We start from the raw sequence: 14,768 nt of genomic DNA on the forward strand, positions 1-14,768 counted from the left end.
ATCCGGGTTCCACTGGGGTCCGGAACGGGGCCGGCCGCACCGGAACTCACCCGTCCCGGTGCAGCCGTCCCCGCGCCACCAGTTCGAGCACCACGCTCACCGCCACCGCCTGCACCGCCATCAGCGCCACCAGGACGAACAGTTGGACCGCCCCCGCCAGTACCGGTGACGCGCCGCCCAGCAGCATGCCGACGAACGCGCCGGGCAGCGTCACGAGCCCCACCGTCCGCGTCTGATCGAGCCCCGGCAGCAGCGCGTCCGCCGCGGCCGGTCTCGCCACCTCCATCCGGGCGTCACGGTCCAGCAGCCCGAGGGCGAGCCCCGCCTCCACCTCCCCGCGCCGCGCGTGCAGTTCGTCGAGCGCCCGACGGCCGCCCAGCACCGTCGCGGTGAGCGCGCCGCCGATGAGGATGCCGGCGATGGGGATGACCGCGATGCCCTTGGCCGGCACGACCCCCGTGAACAGCAGCGCGGTCATGACGGGCGCCACCCCCGCCCCGATCGGCACGGCCGCCCACCACCAGGTCCTGTTGTCGGTGACCCGGCGGCCGGCGGTCCATACCGCGACGGCGTACATGAGCGCGACGAAGCCCAGCAACGGTGGTACGGAACCGACCACCCACCCGATCACCAGGGAGACCACGCCGAGTTGGACCGCGGCCCTGACCCCCGCGACGGCGATCTCGCGGGCCCGGCCCAGATGGGCGAGCGCGGCCACCGCCACGGCCACGATCAGCAGCGCGCCGAGTACGGCCCCGAACGTGATATCGACCCGCAGCAGCACGGGCTCACCCTATGCCGCGCCCGGTCGCTCCCCGGCGTACCGGCCCGTCGACGACACCAGCCTGTCGACGACACCAGCCCGTCGACGACACCGGCCCGTACGTCCCGGCCACCCCGCGCGCCTGGCCGCGCCCTGGCGTACCGCCCCGCGCCGATCTCACCAACCTCGCCCGGATAGAACACAATTGCCCACCCCTCAGGAAGAACCGATTCGCCTGACCCTCTTGATGTGACGTGCTCATGTCGTCACCCTGTTACCTGAAGCCCACCTTCCGGAAACCCACCGCGACCACGATGGCGGCCGGGCCCACGGCCCCGCACGGTCCAGGTAGCGCATGGTCCAGCCCCCCACGGCTCCACTCGCACCACCTCGCATGGTCCCGTCAGATTCCCCCCACTCCAAGGGAGTTCACATGTCCGGTGTCTACGCGCGTCGAATGTCCCGTGCCGGCGTCCTCGCCGCCACGGCCGCCCTCGCCACCGCCACCACCCTGCTCACCGCGCCCGCGGCGCAGGCCGCCATGCCCACCCCGGTCAGCGCCGCCACGGCGCGGAGCTACCTCAGCCAGCTGACCGTTCAGGCGGAAGGTTCCTCCAGCGGTTACAGCCGCGACCTGTTCCCGCACTGGATCACCCAGTCCGGCGCCTGCAACACCCGTGAGGTCGTGCTCAAGCGCGACGGTTCGAACGTCCAGCAGGACTCCAGCTGTGCCGCCGTCAGCGGCAGTTGGTACTCCGAGTACGACGGCGCCACCTGGAGCGCCGCGTCCGACGTGGACATCGACCACATGGTGCCGCTCTCCGAGGCATGGAAGTCGGGCGCGAACAGCTGGAGCACGGCGCAGCGGCAGTCCTTCGCCAACGACCTGACCCGCCCGCAGCTCATCGCCGTCACGGACAATGTGAACCAGTCCAAGGGCGACCAGGACCCGGCCAAGTGGATGCCGTCGCGCACCGCGTACAAGTGCACCTACGTCCGCGCCTGGGTGCAGGTGAAGTACTACTACAACCTGAAGATCGACTCCGCCGAGAAGAGCGCGCTCCAGAGCACCCTGAACGGCTGCTGAGCAACCACTTTCCCGGTCCCATGGTCCCTCCCGTCGACTCCGTACGGTCGTTCCGTACCGTACGGGGCGACGGAGGAGGCTTTTATGACCCGGCTGCGCCTGGGACCACTGCTGCGGTACGTCGACGGGGACGGCGGCGGCACCGCGACCGTATGGGTCGAGGCCGACCGGCCGTCCACGGCGGAGGTCCGCTGCGGGGACGGCGCGTACGGCACCTCGCGTACGTTCCACATCGCCGGCCACCACTACGCGCTGATCCCGGTGACCGGTCTGACCCCCGGCACCGACACCTCCTACGAAGTGCTGCTCGACGACCGCCGTGTCTGGCCGCCCGAGGACTCGCGGTTCCCGCCGAGCACGATCCGCACCCCGGCCGTGCCCGAAGCCGAACTGCGGGTGTCCTTCGGCTCCTGCCGCTGGGCGTCACCGCCGCACGACGAGCCCGACCCGATCGGCCCGGACGCGCTCGGTGCCCTTGCCACGCGAATCGCGGGCGACCCCGCCGCCGCGCGCCCCGACGTCCTGCTGCTCCTGGGCGACCAGGTGTACGCGGACGAGACGTCGCGGGCGACGCGGCGGCGGCTGGCCGAGCGCCGCGATCTCAGTGAGCCGCCGGGCTCGGAGGTGGCGGACTACGAGGAGTACACCCACCTCTACGACGAGTCCTGGAGCGACCCCGCCGTACGGTGGCTGCTCTCCACCGTCCCCAGCTGCATGATCTTCGACGACCACGATCTGATCGACGACTGGAACACCAGCGCCGCCTGGCTGGCCGGCATGCGGGCGAAGCCCTGGTGGCAGGAGCGCGTGCTGGGCGGCCTGATGTCGTACTGGGTCTATCAGCACCTCGGCAACCTCTCCCCCGCCGAACTGGCGGCGGACAAGCTGTACGAGGCGATACGCGCGGAACCGGACGGCACGGAACTGCTGCGGCGCTTCGCCTCCGAGGCCGACCGCGATCCGGCGTGCGTGCGCTGGAGTTACCGGCGCGACTTCGGGCGTACGCGGCTCCTGATGGTCGACTCCCGCGCCGCCCGGGTGCTGGCGGAGCAGAACCGCGCGATGCTCGACGAGGCCGAGGCGCGCTGGCTGCGCGACCAGGTACTGGACGGCCGGAGCACGACGGTCCGGAACACGACGGTTCGGAGCACGACGGTCCGGAGCACGACGGTCCGGAGCGCTGAGCGCACGAGCGCGGGCACGAGCGCGGGCACGAGCGCCGACGGCCGGGACACGAGCAGCGGACACACCGACGGCGCGGGCACGCGCGGACCGTACGACCACCTTCTGATCGGTACCTCACTGCCCTGGCTGCTGCCGGCCTTCATCCATGACGTCGAGTCCTGGGACTCGGCCCTCTGCCGCGGCGAACGCGGCCCCCGCTGGGCACGGTTCGGCGAGCGGCTGCGCAGGGCGGCCGATCTGGAGCACTGGGCCGCCTTCCCCGACTCCTTCGAGGAGCTGGCGGCGCTGATCGCGGAGGCGGGCAGCGGCCCCGACGCCCCGGCGACGGTGTGCGTACTGTCCGGCGATGTGCACCACGCGTATGTGGCCGAGCCCTCGTGGACGGCAGGCGGTGGCCCGGACGCGCGGGTCGCGCAGCTGACCTGCTCGCCCGTGCACAACTCCATTCCCAACTATATGAAGCTGGGCTTCCGCTTCGGCTGGAGCGGGGTGGCCCGGCAGCTCGGCCATGCGCTGGTCCGGCATGGGCGGGTCGTCCGGTCGTCCGTCAACTGGCGTAAAACGGGCGGTCCCTGGTTCGGCAACCAGCTGATGACCCTGACGCTGCACGGCCGTTCCGCCGATCTGCGGCTGGAACAGGCCCGCGCGCACGGGCACGCCCCTGAACCGGGCCGGACGCCCGGCGCGGAACTGGTGACCGTAGAGGAAAGGCCCCTGACTCCTTGACGGGGCTCCTGACGGCCGGCTCCGCCGGGGCCGGCCGGGCCGGTTGGCCCGGTTGGCCCGGTTGGCCCGGTTGGCCCGGTTGCCCCGTTGGGCTCCTGGCGGCTGTCCGGCCGGGCCGCTGACGGCGGTTCCGTGTCCGCTGTGCCCCGACAACGTTGCCGTGATCATTCCCACACGGCGTGATCCTTCACCCAAGGGTTCGAACTCGCCATGCACGAGCGGCATGATGAGCGGACTATTCGCTTCCAGCACCCCACCCGCCCCGGGAGTCACAGCTTTGTGCGATGTACGGCAGACCCTGCCCCGCTCTCTCGCAGTCGTCGGCGTCGGCCCCCGTGGCACCTCGGTCCTCGAAAGACTCTGCGCGTCCGTGCCCGAACTGGCCCCGGACGTGCCCCTCACCGTCCATCTCATCGACCCCGCGCCGCCCGGCGCGGGGCTCGTCTGGCGCACCGACCAGTCCGCCGAGTTGCTGATGAACACCGTCGCCTCACAGGTGACCGTCTTCACCGACGACAGCGTCGAGTGCGAGGGGCCGATACTCCCAGGACCGAGTCTGTACGAGTGGGCCGCGTCCCGGCCCGACGAGCGGCTCGGGCCCGACGACTACCCGAGCCGTGCCGCCTACGGCCGATATCTGGAATGGGCCTTCCAAAGAACGGTGGAGAACGCACCCGAGAGCGTGACGGTTCTCGTTCACCGGGCCCGTGCGATCCGGCTCGATGACGACGCCGACAGCGCGGCTCTCGACGTGTCAGAACCACCCGTCACATCTGTTTCACCCCAAACACCCGATAGCTCCCGCGCGCACCGCCCCACCCAGACGCTCATTCTCGACGATGGCACGACAATTTCCGGCCTCAGCGCCGTTGTGCTCGCGCAGGGCCATCTACCGGTGGTTTCCGGCCAGACCCAGGCGGCCCTCGCGGAGTACGCGGTCCGTCACCGGCTCCGCTATCTGCCGCCCGCCAACCCCGCGGATGTCGATCTCTCGGCGGTCGCCCCCGGCGAACCGGTTCTGCTGCGCGGACTCGGACTGAACTTCTTCGACCACATGGCGCTGCTGACGGCGGGCCGGGGCGGCCTCTTCACACGCGACGCCGACGGCGTTCTCGTATACCACCCGTCGGGGCGCGAGCCGCAGCTGTACGCGGGGTCGCGGCGCGGCGTCCCGTACCAGGCGCGCGGGGACAACGCGAAGGGGCCCTCCGGCCGACACCGCCCGCTGCTGCTGACCCCGGATGCGATCGCGGTGTTCCGCAAACGCGCGGACGAGGGCGACCCGCCGGATTTCCTGCGGGAGATATGGCCGCTGGTCGCCAAGGAGGTGGAGGCGGTCTTCTACGAGGCGACGCTCCGCGCGGCCTCCCGCGAGGACGGCCCCGGCGCCGTCCGCCGCCCGACGGCGGAGGCATCGGCGACAGCGACGGCATCGACAGCGACATCGACAGCGGCGGCCGACCGCCCGGTGGACTCGTGGGAACGCGTCCTCGACCGGTTCCTCGCCGCGCCCCACGGCAGCCCGCAGGAGGCCGCCGTCCTCGACGAGGCCGGGATCGCCCCCGCCGACCGCTGGTCCTGGGACCGGATCGCGCGCCCGTACCACGGGGAGACCTTCCGCGATCCCGCCGATCACCGCGCCTGGCTCCTCGCCCGTCTCCGCGAGGACGCGGCCCAGGCGGCGCTCGGCAATGTCACGGGCCCGGTCAAGGCGGCCCTGGACGTGCTGCGCGATCTCCGCAATGAAGTACGGCAGATCGTGGACCACGCCGGTCTCTCCGGCGCCTCCCGACGCGACCATCTCGACCGCTGGTATACGCCTTTGAACGCTTTCCTCTCCATCGGGCCGCCGCGCCGCCGTATCGAGGAGATGGCGGCCCTGATCGAGGCCGGGGTGCTGGATGTGATCGGCCCGCGGACGACCGTACGGACAGGGGACGGCATGTTCACCGCCGAGTCCCCCGACGTTCCGGGGTCGCTGATCCACGCCACGACGCTCGTGGAAGCCCGGCTTCCGGAACCGGATCTCAGGCGCAGCTGCGATCCGCTGCTCTCCCGGCTCCTGAAGACCGGTCAGTGCCGGCCGCACCAGGTCGGTGGTTACGAAACCGGTGGGCTGGATGTAACGCGTCGTCCATATCGCCTGATAGACCGTCGGGGGGAAGCCCACCCACGGAGGTTCGCGCTCGGGGTGCCCACGGAAGGAGTCCACTGGGTGACGGCGGCGGGAGCGCGCCCCGGGGTCGACTCGGTGATGCTCTCGGACTCCGACGCGGTGGCACGTGCCACCCTGCAGACACCGGACATTCTGCGGCCCGAATACGCGACGCGAATTGACCCTCAGCTGAATGTTGAACTTGCAAGCATTGATTAGGCGTACTTAACCTGAGGCAGGAGCTTCTCATCGGTCCAGACCAATGATCGAAGGAGTACAACCCCCCATGTACACACGTCTGAATCACGCCCAGCCCTATGCACTCGGCCTGTTCCGCGTGGTGGTCGGGCTCCTCTTCGCCTGTCACGGCGCCGCTTCGCTCTTCGGGTACTTCGCCAAGGACACCGTCCCCGCCGGCGCCTGGCCGGGCTGGTACGCCGCCGTCATCCAACTCGTGACCGGGACCCTCGTACTCCTCGGCCTCGGCACCCGGGTGGCCGCGCTGCTGGCCTCCGGCTCCATGGCGTACGCGTACTTCAACGTGCACCAGGGCGACGGCCTCTTCCCCATAGAGAACAACGGCGAACCCGCGGCCATGTTCTGCTGGGCGTTCCTGCTCATCGTCTTCACCGGGCCAGGGGCGCTCGCCCTGGACCAGCTGTTCGGAGCGGGCGGCTCCGGGGGCATGTCCGGAGAGGAGAGGCGGGATCAGCAGACGGCCGTGGCCGCCTGATCCGTACCGGACGCGCCGGGTGCCCGGCCCGCGGCGGGTCCGGCCCCCGGCGGGTCCGGCCCCCGGCCGCCGGGGGCCGGCGATATGCCCGGCCCTCGCCGGGGCCGGGCCCCGGCCGATCTGCCGGTCCCGCACACGCGTAGGCTGGCTGGTCGCAGCCGCCACCGCCGCTCCACCTGCGACATCGAGGCGCTGTCAACGGGAGCGGGCGGGAAGTGACGTAGGTGCTGGAGAGTCTGGGGTCGCTGACGGGCAGCCCATGGATCTACGCCGTCGTGGCCCTCTCCATACTGTTCGACGTATTCCTTCCGGTGCTGCCCAGCGGCGTTCTGGTGATCACGGCCGCAACCGCCGCCGCGGCCGGTACGACCACGGTCGCGGGCGCGACCGGCAAGGTGGCGGAGGTACCGGAGGAAGTGCCCTCGCTGCTTCTGCTGATGCTCTGCGCGTTCAGCGCGTCCGTACTCGGCGATCTGGTCGCCTGCCGGCTCGCCCGGCGCGGCGGTGAGCGGCTCGGTCGGGCCATCACCCGCTCCCGCCGCCTGACCACCGCGCAAGAACGTCTCGGCGGGGCCCTCAGCGGGGGCGGCGGAATCCTGGTCGTCATCGCCCGATTCGCACCGGCCGGACGCTCGGTGGTCTCCCTGGGCGCGGGCGCGGGCCACCGCGAGGTGAAGGAGTTCCTGCCCTGGTCGGCACTGGCGGCCGTCGCGTGGACGGGCTACAGCGCGAGCCTCGGCTACTTCGGCGGCCAGTGGCTCGGGACGACCTGGATCGGTGCGGGCGTGTCCGTACTGGCGCTGTTCGCGGCGGGCGTGCTCGCCGCGTACGTCATACGGCGTCCGGGCCAGGCACGGACGACCTCCTAGGGCCTGTCTTCAAAGTCCCGCCTGCCCGGCGGCGCCCGGCACGCACGCTCGCCGCGTTGTCGGGATGACCCCAGTACGTCCAGTACCGGGGAGACCCTCCGCCTTGCGATCGCGCTCGGCATCCGCAGGACAGTTCCCTGTGCCGAGACGGAGCGAGCGAAGCGAGTGCAGTGCACCGGACGCCGCCGGGCCCGCCCCTCGGGCGGACGGCGCTCCTTTGAAGACAGGCCCTAGGATGCCTGAACTGCGTGGGCCGCGTCGGCTGCGTGGGCCGCCTGAGAGGCGATACGTGCCGCGCCTCCCCGGACCTCGATCCCCTGGAGGAGCTTCGCGGTCGACTCCGCGATCTCGGCGACGGCCTGTTCGAAGACCTCGCGATTGTGCGCGGCGGGCGCACGGAAGCCGGAGACCTTGCGCACGTACTGGAGGGCGGCGGCGCGAATGTCCTCCTCGGTGGCCTCTTCCGGGAGGACGGGCGGGCGGAGGGTCTTGATGCTGCGGCACATGCTTCCAGTGTGACCGATGCGGTGTGCGCCCGTCAGGCCCCCGAACAGGGCGGGCCTGACCTGAGACAGAACGCGAAACTGTAACCACCAGTAACGGACAGGAGCGGACCGGGCCTCGCTAGAAGGGAATGGTGCCACTCCCCGAAACCCTCAGCCGGCCACTGCCGATGGCCGTATGCGTGGCCACGACAGCGCCTTCCTGGCCGTCGGGGAACCGGATGCGTACATCTCCGCTGTCCAGCGCCGCACGCAGGGCCTCCCCCGCGTCCCCTGTCTGTACGCTGCCGCCCCACTGGCGCACCTCACCCGACAGGCTCGCGCTCAGCGTGGCCTCGACCGCGATCTCGGAGTCACCGGCGACAAGAGTCGCGGGTCCCTGGTAGTTGCTCATGGCCTCAGTGTGCGCCCATGAGTGCCGGTCTCTCACCACGTCGGCGCGCGTCCGCGCGGGAGAAGTCCGTCAGCCGGGGTAGTTGCTGAGCTCGACAAGATTGCCGTCGGGGTCGCGCACATACACGCTGACGAACGGCCCCAGCGCACCGGTGCGCTCCACCGGGCCCTCCTCGACCGGGACTCCCTGCACCGCCAGCTCGGCGATCACCCGTTCGAGTGGATCCGCGACCACGAAGCAGAGGTCCGCGCTGCCCGGGGTCGGCCGCTCGGCCTTGGGCTCGAACTCATGGCCCGCCCGATGCAGATTGATCTTGCTCTGCCCGAAGGCCAGCCCGCGCCGCCCGCCGCCGAACGTGACCGGCTCCATGCCGAGGACCCGCGTGTAGAAATCGACGGTCGCCTCGATATCGGCGACGGTGAGGACGAGATGATCGAGACGCTCGACGCGCATGCCTGCCACGCGCCCACGTAGCCACGAACCCGGCTGTCCCGCCCGGCCGGAACCCGACCGTCCCGCTCAGCCGACGACGGGGCTGCGGCGCTCGATGAGCTGTACGTCCCGCCAGACCCCGTGATGACGGCCGACGCGCTCGCGGGTGCCGATGATCCGGAACCCCGCACGCTGGTGCAGCGCCAGACTCGCGGCGTTCTCGGGGAAGATGCCGGCCTGAATGGTCCAGATCCCGGCCGCCTCGGTCGAGACGATCAGCGCGTCGAGCAGCGAGCGCGCGACCCCCTGGCCACGGGCCTCGGGACGGACATAGATGGAATGCTCGACCACCCCGGCGTAGGCGGACCGCCCGGACACCTTGGCAATGGCGACCCAGCCCAGCACTCGTTCGCCGTCCGGCGCCAGCGCGACGAACCGGTGTTCGGGCAGCTTCCCCGCGTCGAACGCGTCCCAGGAGGGGGCGGCCGTTTCGAAGGTCGCGTTGCCTTCCTCGATGCCCGCCTGGTAGATCGCCAGCACCTGAGCGGCGTGCGCGGCGAGCAGCGGCCGTACGAGAACCCCGGCCTTCGTACTCACGCGACGGACCGCTTCGGCGCCTGGTACATGGTGATCGGACCCCTCGCCCGCGGTCGTCCGGACCGGCCGCGGCCGGTGACGTGTTACTGGTGGGCGCGGACGGTTTCGAACCGCCGACATCTGCTTTGTAAGAGCAGCGCTCTACCCCTGAGCTACGCACCCGTGGATGAGGCAACAGCGTACATGGCCCACAGGGCGGAGCCGCAAACCGTATGCGGGGCGCGGTACCGGAGCGCGCGGTGTACGGGGGGTATCCCCACCACGGACACGGTGGGCGGCCGGATCGGCTTCGGCTGTTTCCGTTCGTACGGTGGTGCGACAGCCAGGACGCAGCACTGTCAGGACGCGCCGAGAGACATCCGCCGGAAGGCTCCGGCACCACTACAGAACTCTCTGGGGGACGATCACCGTGGCCGCACGCCATCACCGCTCTCGTACGCTTCTCGCCGCCGGCGGAGTCGTACTCGTCGCGCTCGCCGTCAGCGGGTGCGGCAGCGCGGACGCCTCCGACGCCCCCGTCGAGACCAGGTCGTTCCCCTTCACAGGGAAGACGCTCACGGTCGACACCGGGAACGCGGCGGTCGAACTCGTCCCCGCCGATGTGAAGGACGTCGAGGTGACCCGGCAGGTCGACGGCTGGGTCTTCATGGGCAGCGGGCCCGATGCCAGCTGGAAGATGACGGACAACACGCTCACGCTCAAGGTGAAGTGCAGGGCCGTCGTGACCAACTGCGAGGCGCTGCACAAGGTGAAGGTGCCGCGCGGGGCGACGGTGACGGTGAAGGGCGACAACGGACGGATCACCGCCACCGGGTTCACCACCGCGCTGAAGCTGACCTCGGACAACGGCGCGGTGACGGTACGGGGCTCCAGCGGGCCGCTCGATCTGGAAAGCGACAACGGAAAGATCACGACGGAGGACGTGTCCGCCAAGACCGTGGCCGCCAAGTCGAGCAATGGAGCGATCCGGGTCGGACTCACCGTCGTGCCGGACAGCGTGGACACCACCACGGACAATGGGCGGATCGACATTCATCTGCCCGGCTCGGGGACCTCCTACGCGGTGACCACATCGACCGACAACGGCTCGGTCGACGTCGGCGTACCGACCGACAAGAGCAGCGCCCACGTCCTGAAGGCCCGTACCAGCAACGGAAAGATCACCATCCAAAGCGCGAACTAACCGGCCCGTGTGTTCGTCTCTACCTGGTGGGACAATGAACCAGGCAGGGCGAACTCGGCACGGGAGAGGGATGTGACGGCGACACACGCGCAGCCGCACGTAAGAGCGAAAGCGAGTGCCGTTCGTGATGTCCTCACGCTGATGCTGTTGCCGGTGCCCTTGGTGGTGGCGGCATTGCCGCTCGCCTTCGCCGGCGGGGGTACGCGGAGGTGGTTCGGCGGCCGGGGCGAGAGCCAGCGCGCGGACGCGCAGGCGGCGAAGGATGCCGCGGCGGCCGCCTTCTACGAGCTGGACACGGCCCAGCGCGATCTGCGGATCTCGATAGAGACGATCACGGCGGTGGACAGCTCGCCGGGAGCCCGCAGGGCCGCGGAGGGGTTCGCGGCGCTGGGGCAGCGGATCGACGAGGTGAGCCACGGCTACATTGAGGCCGTCGACGCGCACGATCTGGACCGCGACGATCTGGAGCCGTCCGCCGCCTCCAAGGCGCGCAACGAGCTGACGAAGGCCAAGGACGAGCTGATCCGGGTCAAGGGCGATCTCGACCGCTTCGAGCAGGGGCTCGGGCCGCTGCTCGACAAGGCCGAGACACAGTTGGCGCGACTCGCCCCCGCCGTGGAGCGGGCGCGGCAGGCACTGCTCGCCGCGAGCAACGCCCTCGACGCGGTGCGCGCCTCCGGGCTGCGCGCGGACGATCTCGCCGCCCGCCTCGCCTCGCTCGGGCCCGATCTGACCAAGCTCAACCAGGGCGCGGGACAGCATGGCGTGGCGGAGACGCTCCAGCGCGCCGACCGGGTCCTGCGCGACGCCGAGGCCGTACGGGCCGAGGCGGCACGGCTGCCCGAGCGAGCCCAGGAGATCGACCGCCGGCTGGTGTCGCTCCGTACCCGCGCGCAGGCCCTGACGACCCGGGCGGGAACCGTGGAGCCGGTGCTCAGCGAGCTGCGCCGCCGATTCGCCGCGGCGTGCTGGCAGGACCTTCAGCAGGTTCCCGACCATGCCGCGACCAGCGTCCGCCAGGCCGAGGAGAAGCTCAAGGAAGCCGGCAAGGCACGCGAGGAACAGCGGTGGGCCGACGCGACCTCGCTGCTCAGCACCGCGCGGGCGCTGCTGAACGGTACGGATGAGGCGGTTTCCGCGGCCGGTGACCGGCTGCGGCGGTTGAACGCCGTGTCGAAGGACCCGCAGCAGGAGATCGATCGCACCCGGTTCGCGATCCGGGACGCCCAGCGACTGGCAATGACCGGACGGAACACCCCCGAGCCCCGTCACGCGCGTCCGCTGGACCAGTCCGTGGCCAGGCTGGACCGGGCGGTGGCCGCGCTGGAGGGCCGCCACCCCGATTACTGGCACTTCCTGACCGAAACCGAGGCGGTACGGCACACCGTGGCCCAGGTGGTCTCGGAGATCCGCGAGGAGCGGGGCGCCGGGCACGGCACCTGAGTTGTCCGTGGGTCGTGACGGGCGGATGCTGGAATCAAGCGCCGCCACCGCCGAAGGAGGCCGCCCATGGCCACGCGAGTGCTCCGTCCGCCGCCCCGGCGGCATGTCAGGCTCGACGCGCAGCTCCCCGTCGATCACCGGCTCAACCAGGTCTATCGCGTCGGGGCCGGGCTGATGGGACTCATCCTGATCGTCTTCGGCATCCTCGGACTGATCGACAAGATCGGTTTTTTCGATACCGGCGGCGACACGGTCGCGGGCCTGAACACCAATGGGGCGCTGAGCGTGCTGTCCATCTGCGTCGGGCTGATCCTCATGACCGGCATGGTGATCGGCGGAAATACGGCGTCGAGCCTGAATATGACCCTCGGTGTTCTCTTCATAGCCAGCGGATTCGTCAATCTCGCTCTGCTGGACACCAGTTACAACTTCCTGGCCTTCCACCTCCAGAATGTGCTCTTCAGCTTTGTGGTCGGTCTGCTGCTCATGTTCTTCGGCATGTACGGAAGAGTCAGCGGTGGGTTGCCGCACGACAATCCGTACTGGCGGGCCCGCCATCCCGAAGAGGCGCAGCGCGAACAGCGCCTCAGGGCCAGGGGCCGTCAGGGCCAAGTGGGCGTCGGCTAGGTCCTGCTTCGGCCGGACAGGGCCTAATCTGGGCACATGCCTCGCTACGAGTACCGCTGCCGCCCCTGTGGCGACACCTTCGAGCTCAGCCGGCCGATGTCGGAGTCCGCGGCCCCCGCCTCGTGCCCCGACGGTCACGACGACACCGTGAAACTCCTCTCCACCGTGGCGGTCGGCGGAACCGCGAAGGGCGGCGCCCCTGCCCCGGCGAGCGGTGGTGGCGGAGGCTGCTGCGGCGGTGGCTGCTGCGGCTGATCCACCCGGCGCCGGCTGTCCCTGCCGTGGCTCAGGTGCCGAGGTAGCGCAGCACCGCCAGGACTCGGCGGCTGTATCCACTGCTCCCGCTGAGTTCCAGCTTCTCGAAGATCGCGTTGATGTGTTTCTCGACCGCGCTCTGTGAGATGTGCAGCCGCTGGGCGATGGCCGCGTTCGTGTGCCCCTGGGCCATCTCGGCCAGGACCTGGTGTTCCCGGTCGGTGAGTCTGGACAGCGGATGGCTGTGGTTGGACCGGGCCAGCAACTGCCGTACGACCTCCGGGTCGAAGGCTGCCCGGCCCGCCGCGACCCGCTCCAGGGCGTCAAGGAACTCATCCACTTGAACAACACTGTCTTTGAGTAGATAGCCGACTCCTTCCGACTCTCCGGTCATCAACTCCGTCGCGTAGCGCTTCTCCACGTACTGGGAGAGGACGAGCACTCCCACATCCGGCCAGCGCTCGCGGATCTCCAGCGCTGCCCGAAGCCCCTCGTCGGTGTGGGTGGGCGGCATCCGGACGTCGGCGACGACCACGTCCGGCCGGTCCCTCGCGACCGCCGCGAGTAGCGCGTCACCGTCGGCGACCGAGGCGATCACCTCATGGCCCTCCTCCGCGAGGAGCCGTGCGAGCCCCTCCCTGAGCAGCGTCGAGTCCTCGGCAAGGATTACTCGCATGGAATCTCCGCGGTGATGGTGGTGGGACCACCGAGCGGGCTCTTGATCTGGAGCAGTCCGTCAAGAGCGGCGACCCGGCGGGAGAGGCCGAACAGTCCGCTGCCCTCGGGGTCGGCGCCGCCCCGCCCGTAGTCCCTGACCCGTATGCGCAGCGTGCGTGCTTCCTCGACCACCTCGACATCGATATGAGGGGCCTCGGAGTGCTTGACCGCGTTGGTGACGCTCTCCGAGACCACGAAGTAGGCGACATTCGCCGCGGCCTTGCCGGGCTCCTGCTTGAGGACGCATTTCAGCCGGACGGGCAGTGAGGACCGTTCCGCCACGGTCTCCAGCGCCGCCCGCAGCCCCGCCTCGTCGAGCACGGTCGGATAGACGCGCCAGGCCACTTCGCGCAGTTCGGTCAGCGCCTCGCGGCTCTGCTCATGTGCTTGGCGCAGCAGATCGTCCGCGCGCTCGGGGTCACCGCTGCGCCGGGCGCGGCCCAGCAGCATGCCCAGTGCGACAAGCCGTTGCTGCACTCCGTCGTGCAGATCCCGCTCGATGCGGCGGCGTTCGTCATGGACGGCGTCCACGACCCCCGCGCGGCTGGTGGCCAGTTGCTCTATCCGTCGCTCCAACTCCTCCTGGTGGCTGGGGCCCAGGAAGTGCCTGGCCAGGTTCCCTTCGAGCGCGGCGACGCCAAAGATCCCCTGCATCGCCAGAAAGAGCAGAAAGAGTCCGCCGAGCGTGCCCAGCGCGACCGTGCCGGGGTCGCGTATGTCGACTATCAACCAGCCGTAGAAGAAGAAGGTGCAGTACGCCGCACCGATTATCACCGACAGCAGCACGACCGCGCCGAGCACTCCGAGCGCCCAGCGCACCGCGAGATAACGCAGCGCGCCGACCGGTTCGTAGGTGCCGGCGACCCGCTCACCGAGCAGCGTGCGGAGCCGGTGGCGCTCCATCTCCACCAGTTTTCCCGCGCCGGCCGCGAGCGGGCGCATGACGGCCCGCCGGCCGCGCGGCCAGGCGAGCACGAGCAGCAGCGCGATGCCCACGAGCAGCGTGAAGAGCAGCTCGATGGCGGCCGCGCCGCTACCGATCAGAAGTCCTGCCGCGAGTCTCAGCCCGCGTCGCACCACCGCTTTCATGATCAGTCAC

General features: G+C 70.3%; 16 protein-coding genes and 1 tRNA gene. 9 read left to right on the forward strand and 8 right to left on the reverse strand.

What is annotated here, in order from left to right:
* Positions 1 to 46 precede the first annotated feature (46 nt).
* On the reverse strand, positions 47 to 784 hold the full coding sequence (locus ACIRQP_RS09090) for an ABC transporter permease (protein ID WP_403885713.1): 738 nt from the start codon (positions 782 to 784) through the stop codon (positions 47 to 49).
* Between the two features lie 412 nt (positions 785 to 1,196).
* Between ACIRQP_RS09090 and ACIRQP_RS09095 the strand changes: the two genes are divergently transcribed.
* The 5 genes from ACIRQP_RS09095 to ACIRQP_RS09115 all read left to right on the forward strand — a co-directional run bounded on the left by ACIRQP_RS09095 (position 1,197) and on the right by ACIRQP_RS09115 (position 7,518).
* A complete protein-coding gene (locus ACIRQP_RS09095) occupies positions 1,197 to 1,850 on the forward strand; it encodes an HNH endonuclease family protein (protein WP_403885716.1) in 654 nt (217 codons plus the stop codon).
* 84 nt (positions 1,851 to 1,934) lie between these two features.
* The gene (locus ACIRQP_RS09100; protein ID WP_403885719.1) at positions 1,935 to 3,761 is read left to right on the forward strand and encodes an alkaline phosphatase D family protein; all 1,827 of its coding nucleotides are present in this window, start codon (positions 1,935 to 1,937) and stop codon (positions 3,759 to 3,761) included.
* A 226-nt stretch (positions 3,762 to 3,987) separates the two neighbouring features.
* Positions 3,988 to 6,135 carry an FAD/NAD(P)-binding protein gene (locus ACIRQP_RS09105; protein WP_403886351.1) on the forward strand — a complete coding sequence of 716 codons (2,148 nt, stop codon included), beginning with the start codon at positions 3,988 to 3,990 and terminating at the stop codon, positions 6,133 to 6,135.
* Positions 6,136 to 6,202: 67 nt separating this feature from the next.
* The gene (locus ACIRQP_RS09110; RefSeq protein WP_403885722.1) at positions 6,203 to 6,649 is read left to right on the forward strand and encodes a DoxX family protein; all 447 of its coding nucleotides are present in this window, start codon (positions 6,203 to 6,205) and stop codon (positions 6,647 to 6,649) included.
* Between the two features lie 224 nt (positions 6,650 to 6,873).
* Entirely contained in the window at positions 6,874 to 7,518 is a 645-nt protein-coding gene (locus ACIRQP_RS09115) for a DedA family protein (protein ID WP_403885725.1), read from the forward strand.
* A 230-nt stretch (positions 7,519 to 7,748) separates the two neighbouring features.
* Here ACIRQP_RS09115 and ACIRQP_RS09120 read toward each other — a convergent pair whose 3' ends face one another.
* The 5 genes from ACIRQP_RS09120 to ACIRQP_RS09140 form a co-directional block, all read right to left on the reverse strand.
* Positions 7,749 to 8,024, reverse strand: a complete 276-nt coding sequence (locus ACIRQP_RS09120; protein WP_403885729.1) for a DUF2277 domain-containing protein — start codon at positions 8,022 to 8,024, stop codon at positions 7,749 to 7,751.
* Between the two features lie 118 nt (positions 8,025 to 8,142).
* Positions 8,143 to 8,415 (reverse strand): DUF4873 domain-containing protein, encoded by a 273-nt coding sequence (locus ACIRQP_RS09125; protein ID WP_030352614.1) that lies wholly within the window; start codon positions 8,413 to 8,415, stop codon positions 8,143 to 8,145.
* Positions 8,416 to 8,484: 69 nt separating this feature from the next.
* On the reverse strand, positions 8,485 to 8,868 hold the full coding sequence (locus tag ACIRQP_RS09130) for a VOC family protein (RefSeq protein WP_403885733.1): 384 nt from the start codon (positions 8,866 to 8,868) through the stop codon (positions 8,485 to 8,487).
* Positions 8,869 to 8,934: 66 nt separating this feature from the next.
* Complete coding sequence (locus tag ACIRQP_RS09135; protein WP_403885736.1) at positions 8,935 to 9,444, reverse strand: GNAT family N-acetyltransferase; 510 nt, start codon at positions 9,442 to 9,444, stop codon at positions 8,935 to 8,937.
* Between the two features lie 87 nt (positions 9,445 to 9,531).
* Positions 9,532 to 9,606: transfer RNA gene (locus ACIRQP_RS09140), tRNA-Val, on the reverse strand.
* A 247-nt stretch (positions 9,607 to 9,853) separates the two neighbouring features.
* Here ACIRQP_RS09140 and ACIRQP_RS09145 point away from each other — a divergent pair.
* The 4 genes from ACIRQP_RS09145 (at position 9,854) to ACIRQP_RS09160 (ending at position 12,952) form a co-directional block, all read left to right on the forward strand.
* On the forward strand, positions 9,854 to 10,627 hold the full coding sequence (locus ACIRQP_RS09145) for a DUF4097 family beta strand repeat-containing protein (protein WP_403885739.1): 774 nt from the start codon (positions 9,854 to 9,856) through the stop codon (positions 10,625 to 10,627).
* Between the two features lie 72 nt (positions 10,628 to 10,699).
* Positions 10,700 to 12,070: a hypothetical protein gene (locus ACIRQP_RS09150; RefSeq protein ID WP_403885742.1), complete on the forward strand. Its 1,371-nt coding sequence runs from the start codon at positions 10,700 to 10,702 to the stop codon at positions 12,068 to 12,070.
* A 66-nt stretch (positions 12,071 to 12,136) separates the two neighbouring features.
* On the forward strand, positions 12,137 to 12,697 hold the full coding sequence (locus ACIRQP_RS09155) for a DUF4383 domain-containing protein (RefSeq protein ID WP_403885745.1): 561 nt from the start codon (positions 12,137 to 12,139) through the stop codon (positions 12,695 to 12,697).
* A 36-nt stretch (positions 12,698 to 12,733) separates the two neighbouring features.
* The gene (locus ACIRQP_RS09160) at positions 12,734 to 12,952 is read left to right on the forward strand and encodes a zinc ribbon domain-containing protein (protein ID WP_403885748.1); all 219 of its coding nucleotides are present in this window, start codon (positions 12,734 to 12,736) and stop codon (positions 12,950 to 12,952) included.
* Between the two features lie 31 nt (positions 12,953 to 12,983).
* On the opposite strand, the gene ACIRQP_RS09165 is transcribed toward ACIRQP_RS09160, so the two are convergent.
* On the reverse strand, positions 12,984 to 13,628 hold the full coding sequence (locus ACIRQP_RS09165; protein WP_403885751.1) for a response regulator: 645 nt from the start codon (positions 13,626 to 13,628) through the stop codon (positions 12,984 to 12,986).
* On the reverse strand, positions 13,619 to 14,758 hold the full coding sequence (locus ACIRQP_RS09170; protein WP_403885754.1) for a sensor histidine kinase: 1,140 nt from the start codon (positions 14,756 to 14,758) through the stop codon (positions 13,619 to 13,621). The genes ACIRQP_RS09165 and ACIRQP_RS09170 overlap by 10 nt, the downstream gene beginning before the upstream one ends.
* Between the last annotated feature and the right edge of the window lie 10 nt (positions 14,759 to 14,768).

Source organism: Streptomyces sp. NPDC102274, assembly GCF_044766385.1.
Lineage (GTDB): Bacteria > Actinomycetota > Actinomycetes > Streptomycetales > Streptomycetaceae > Streptomyces.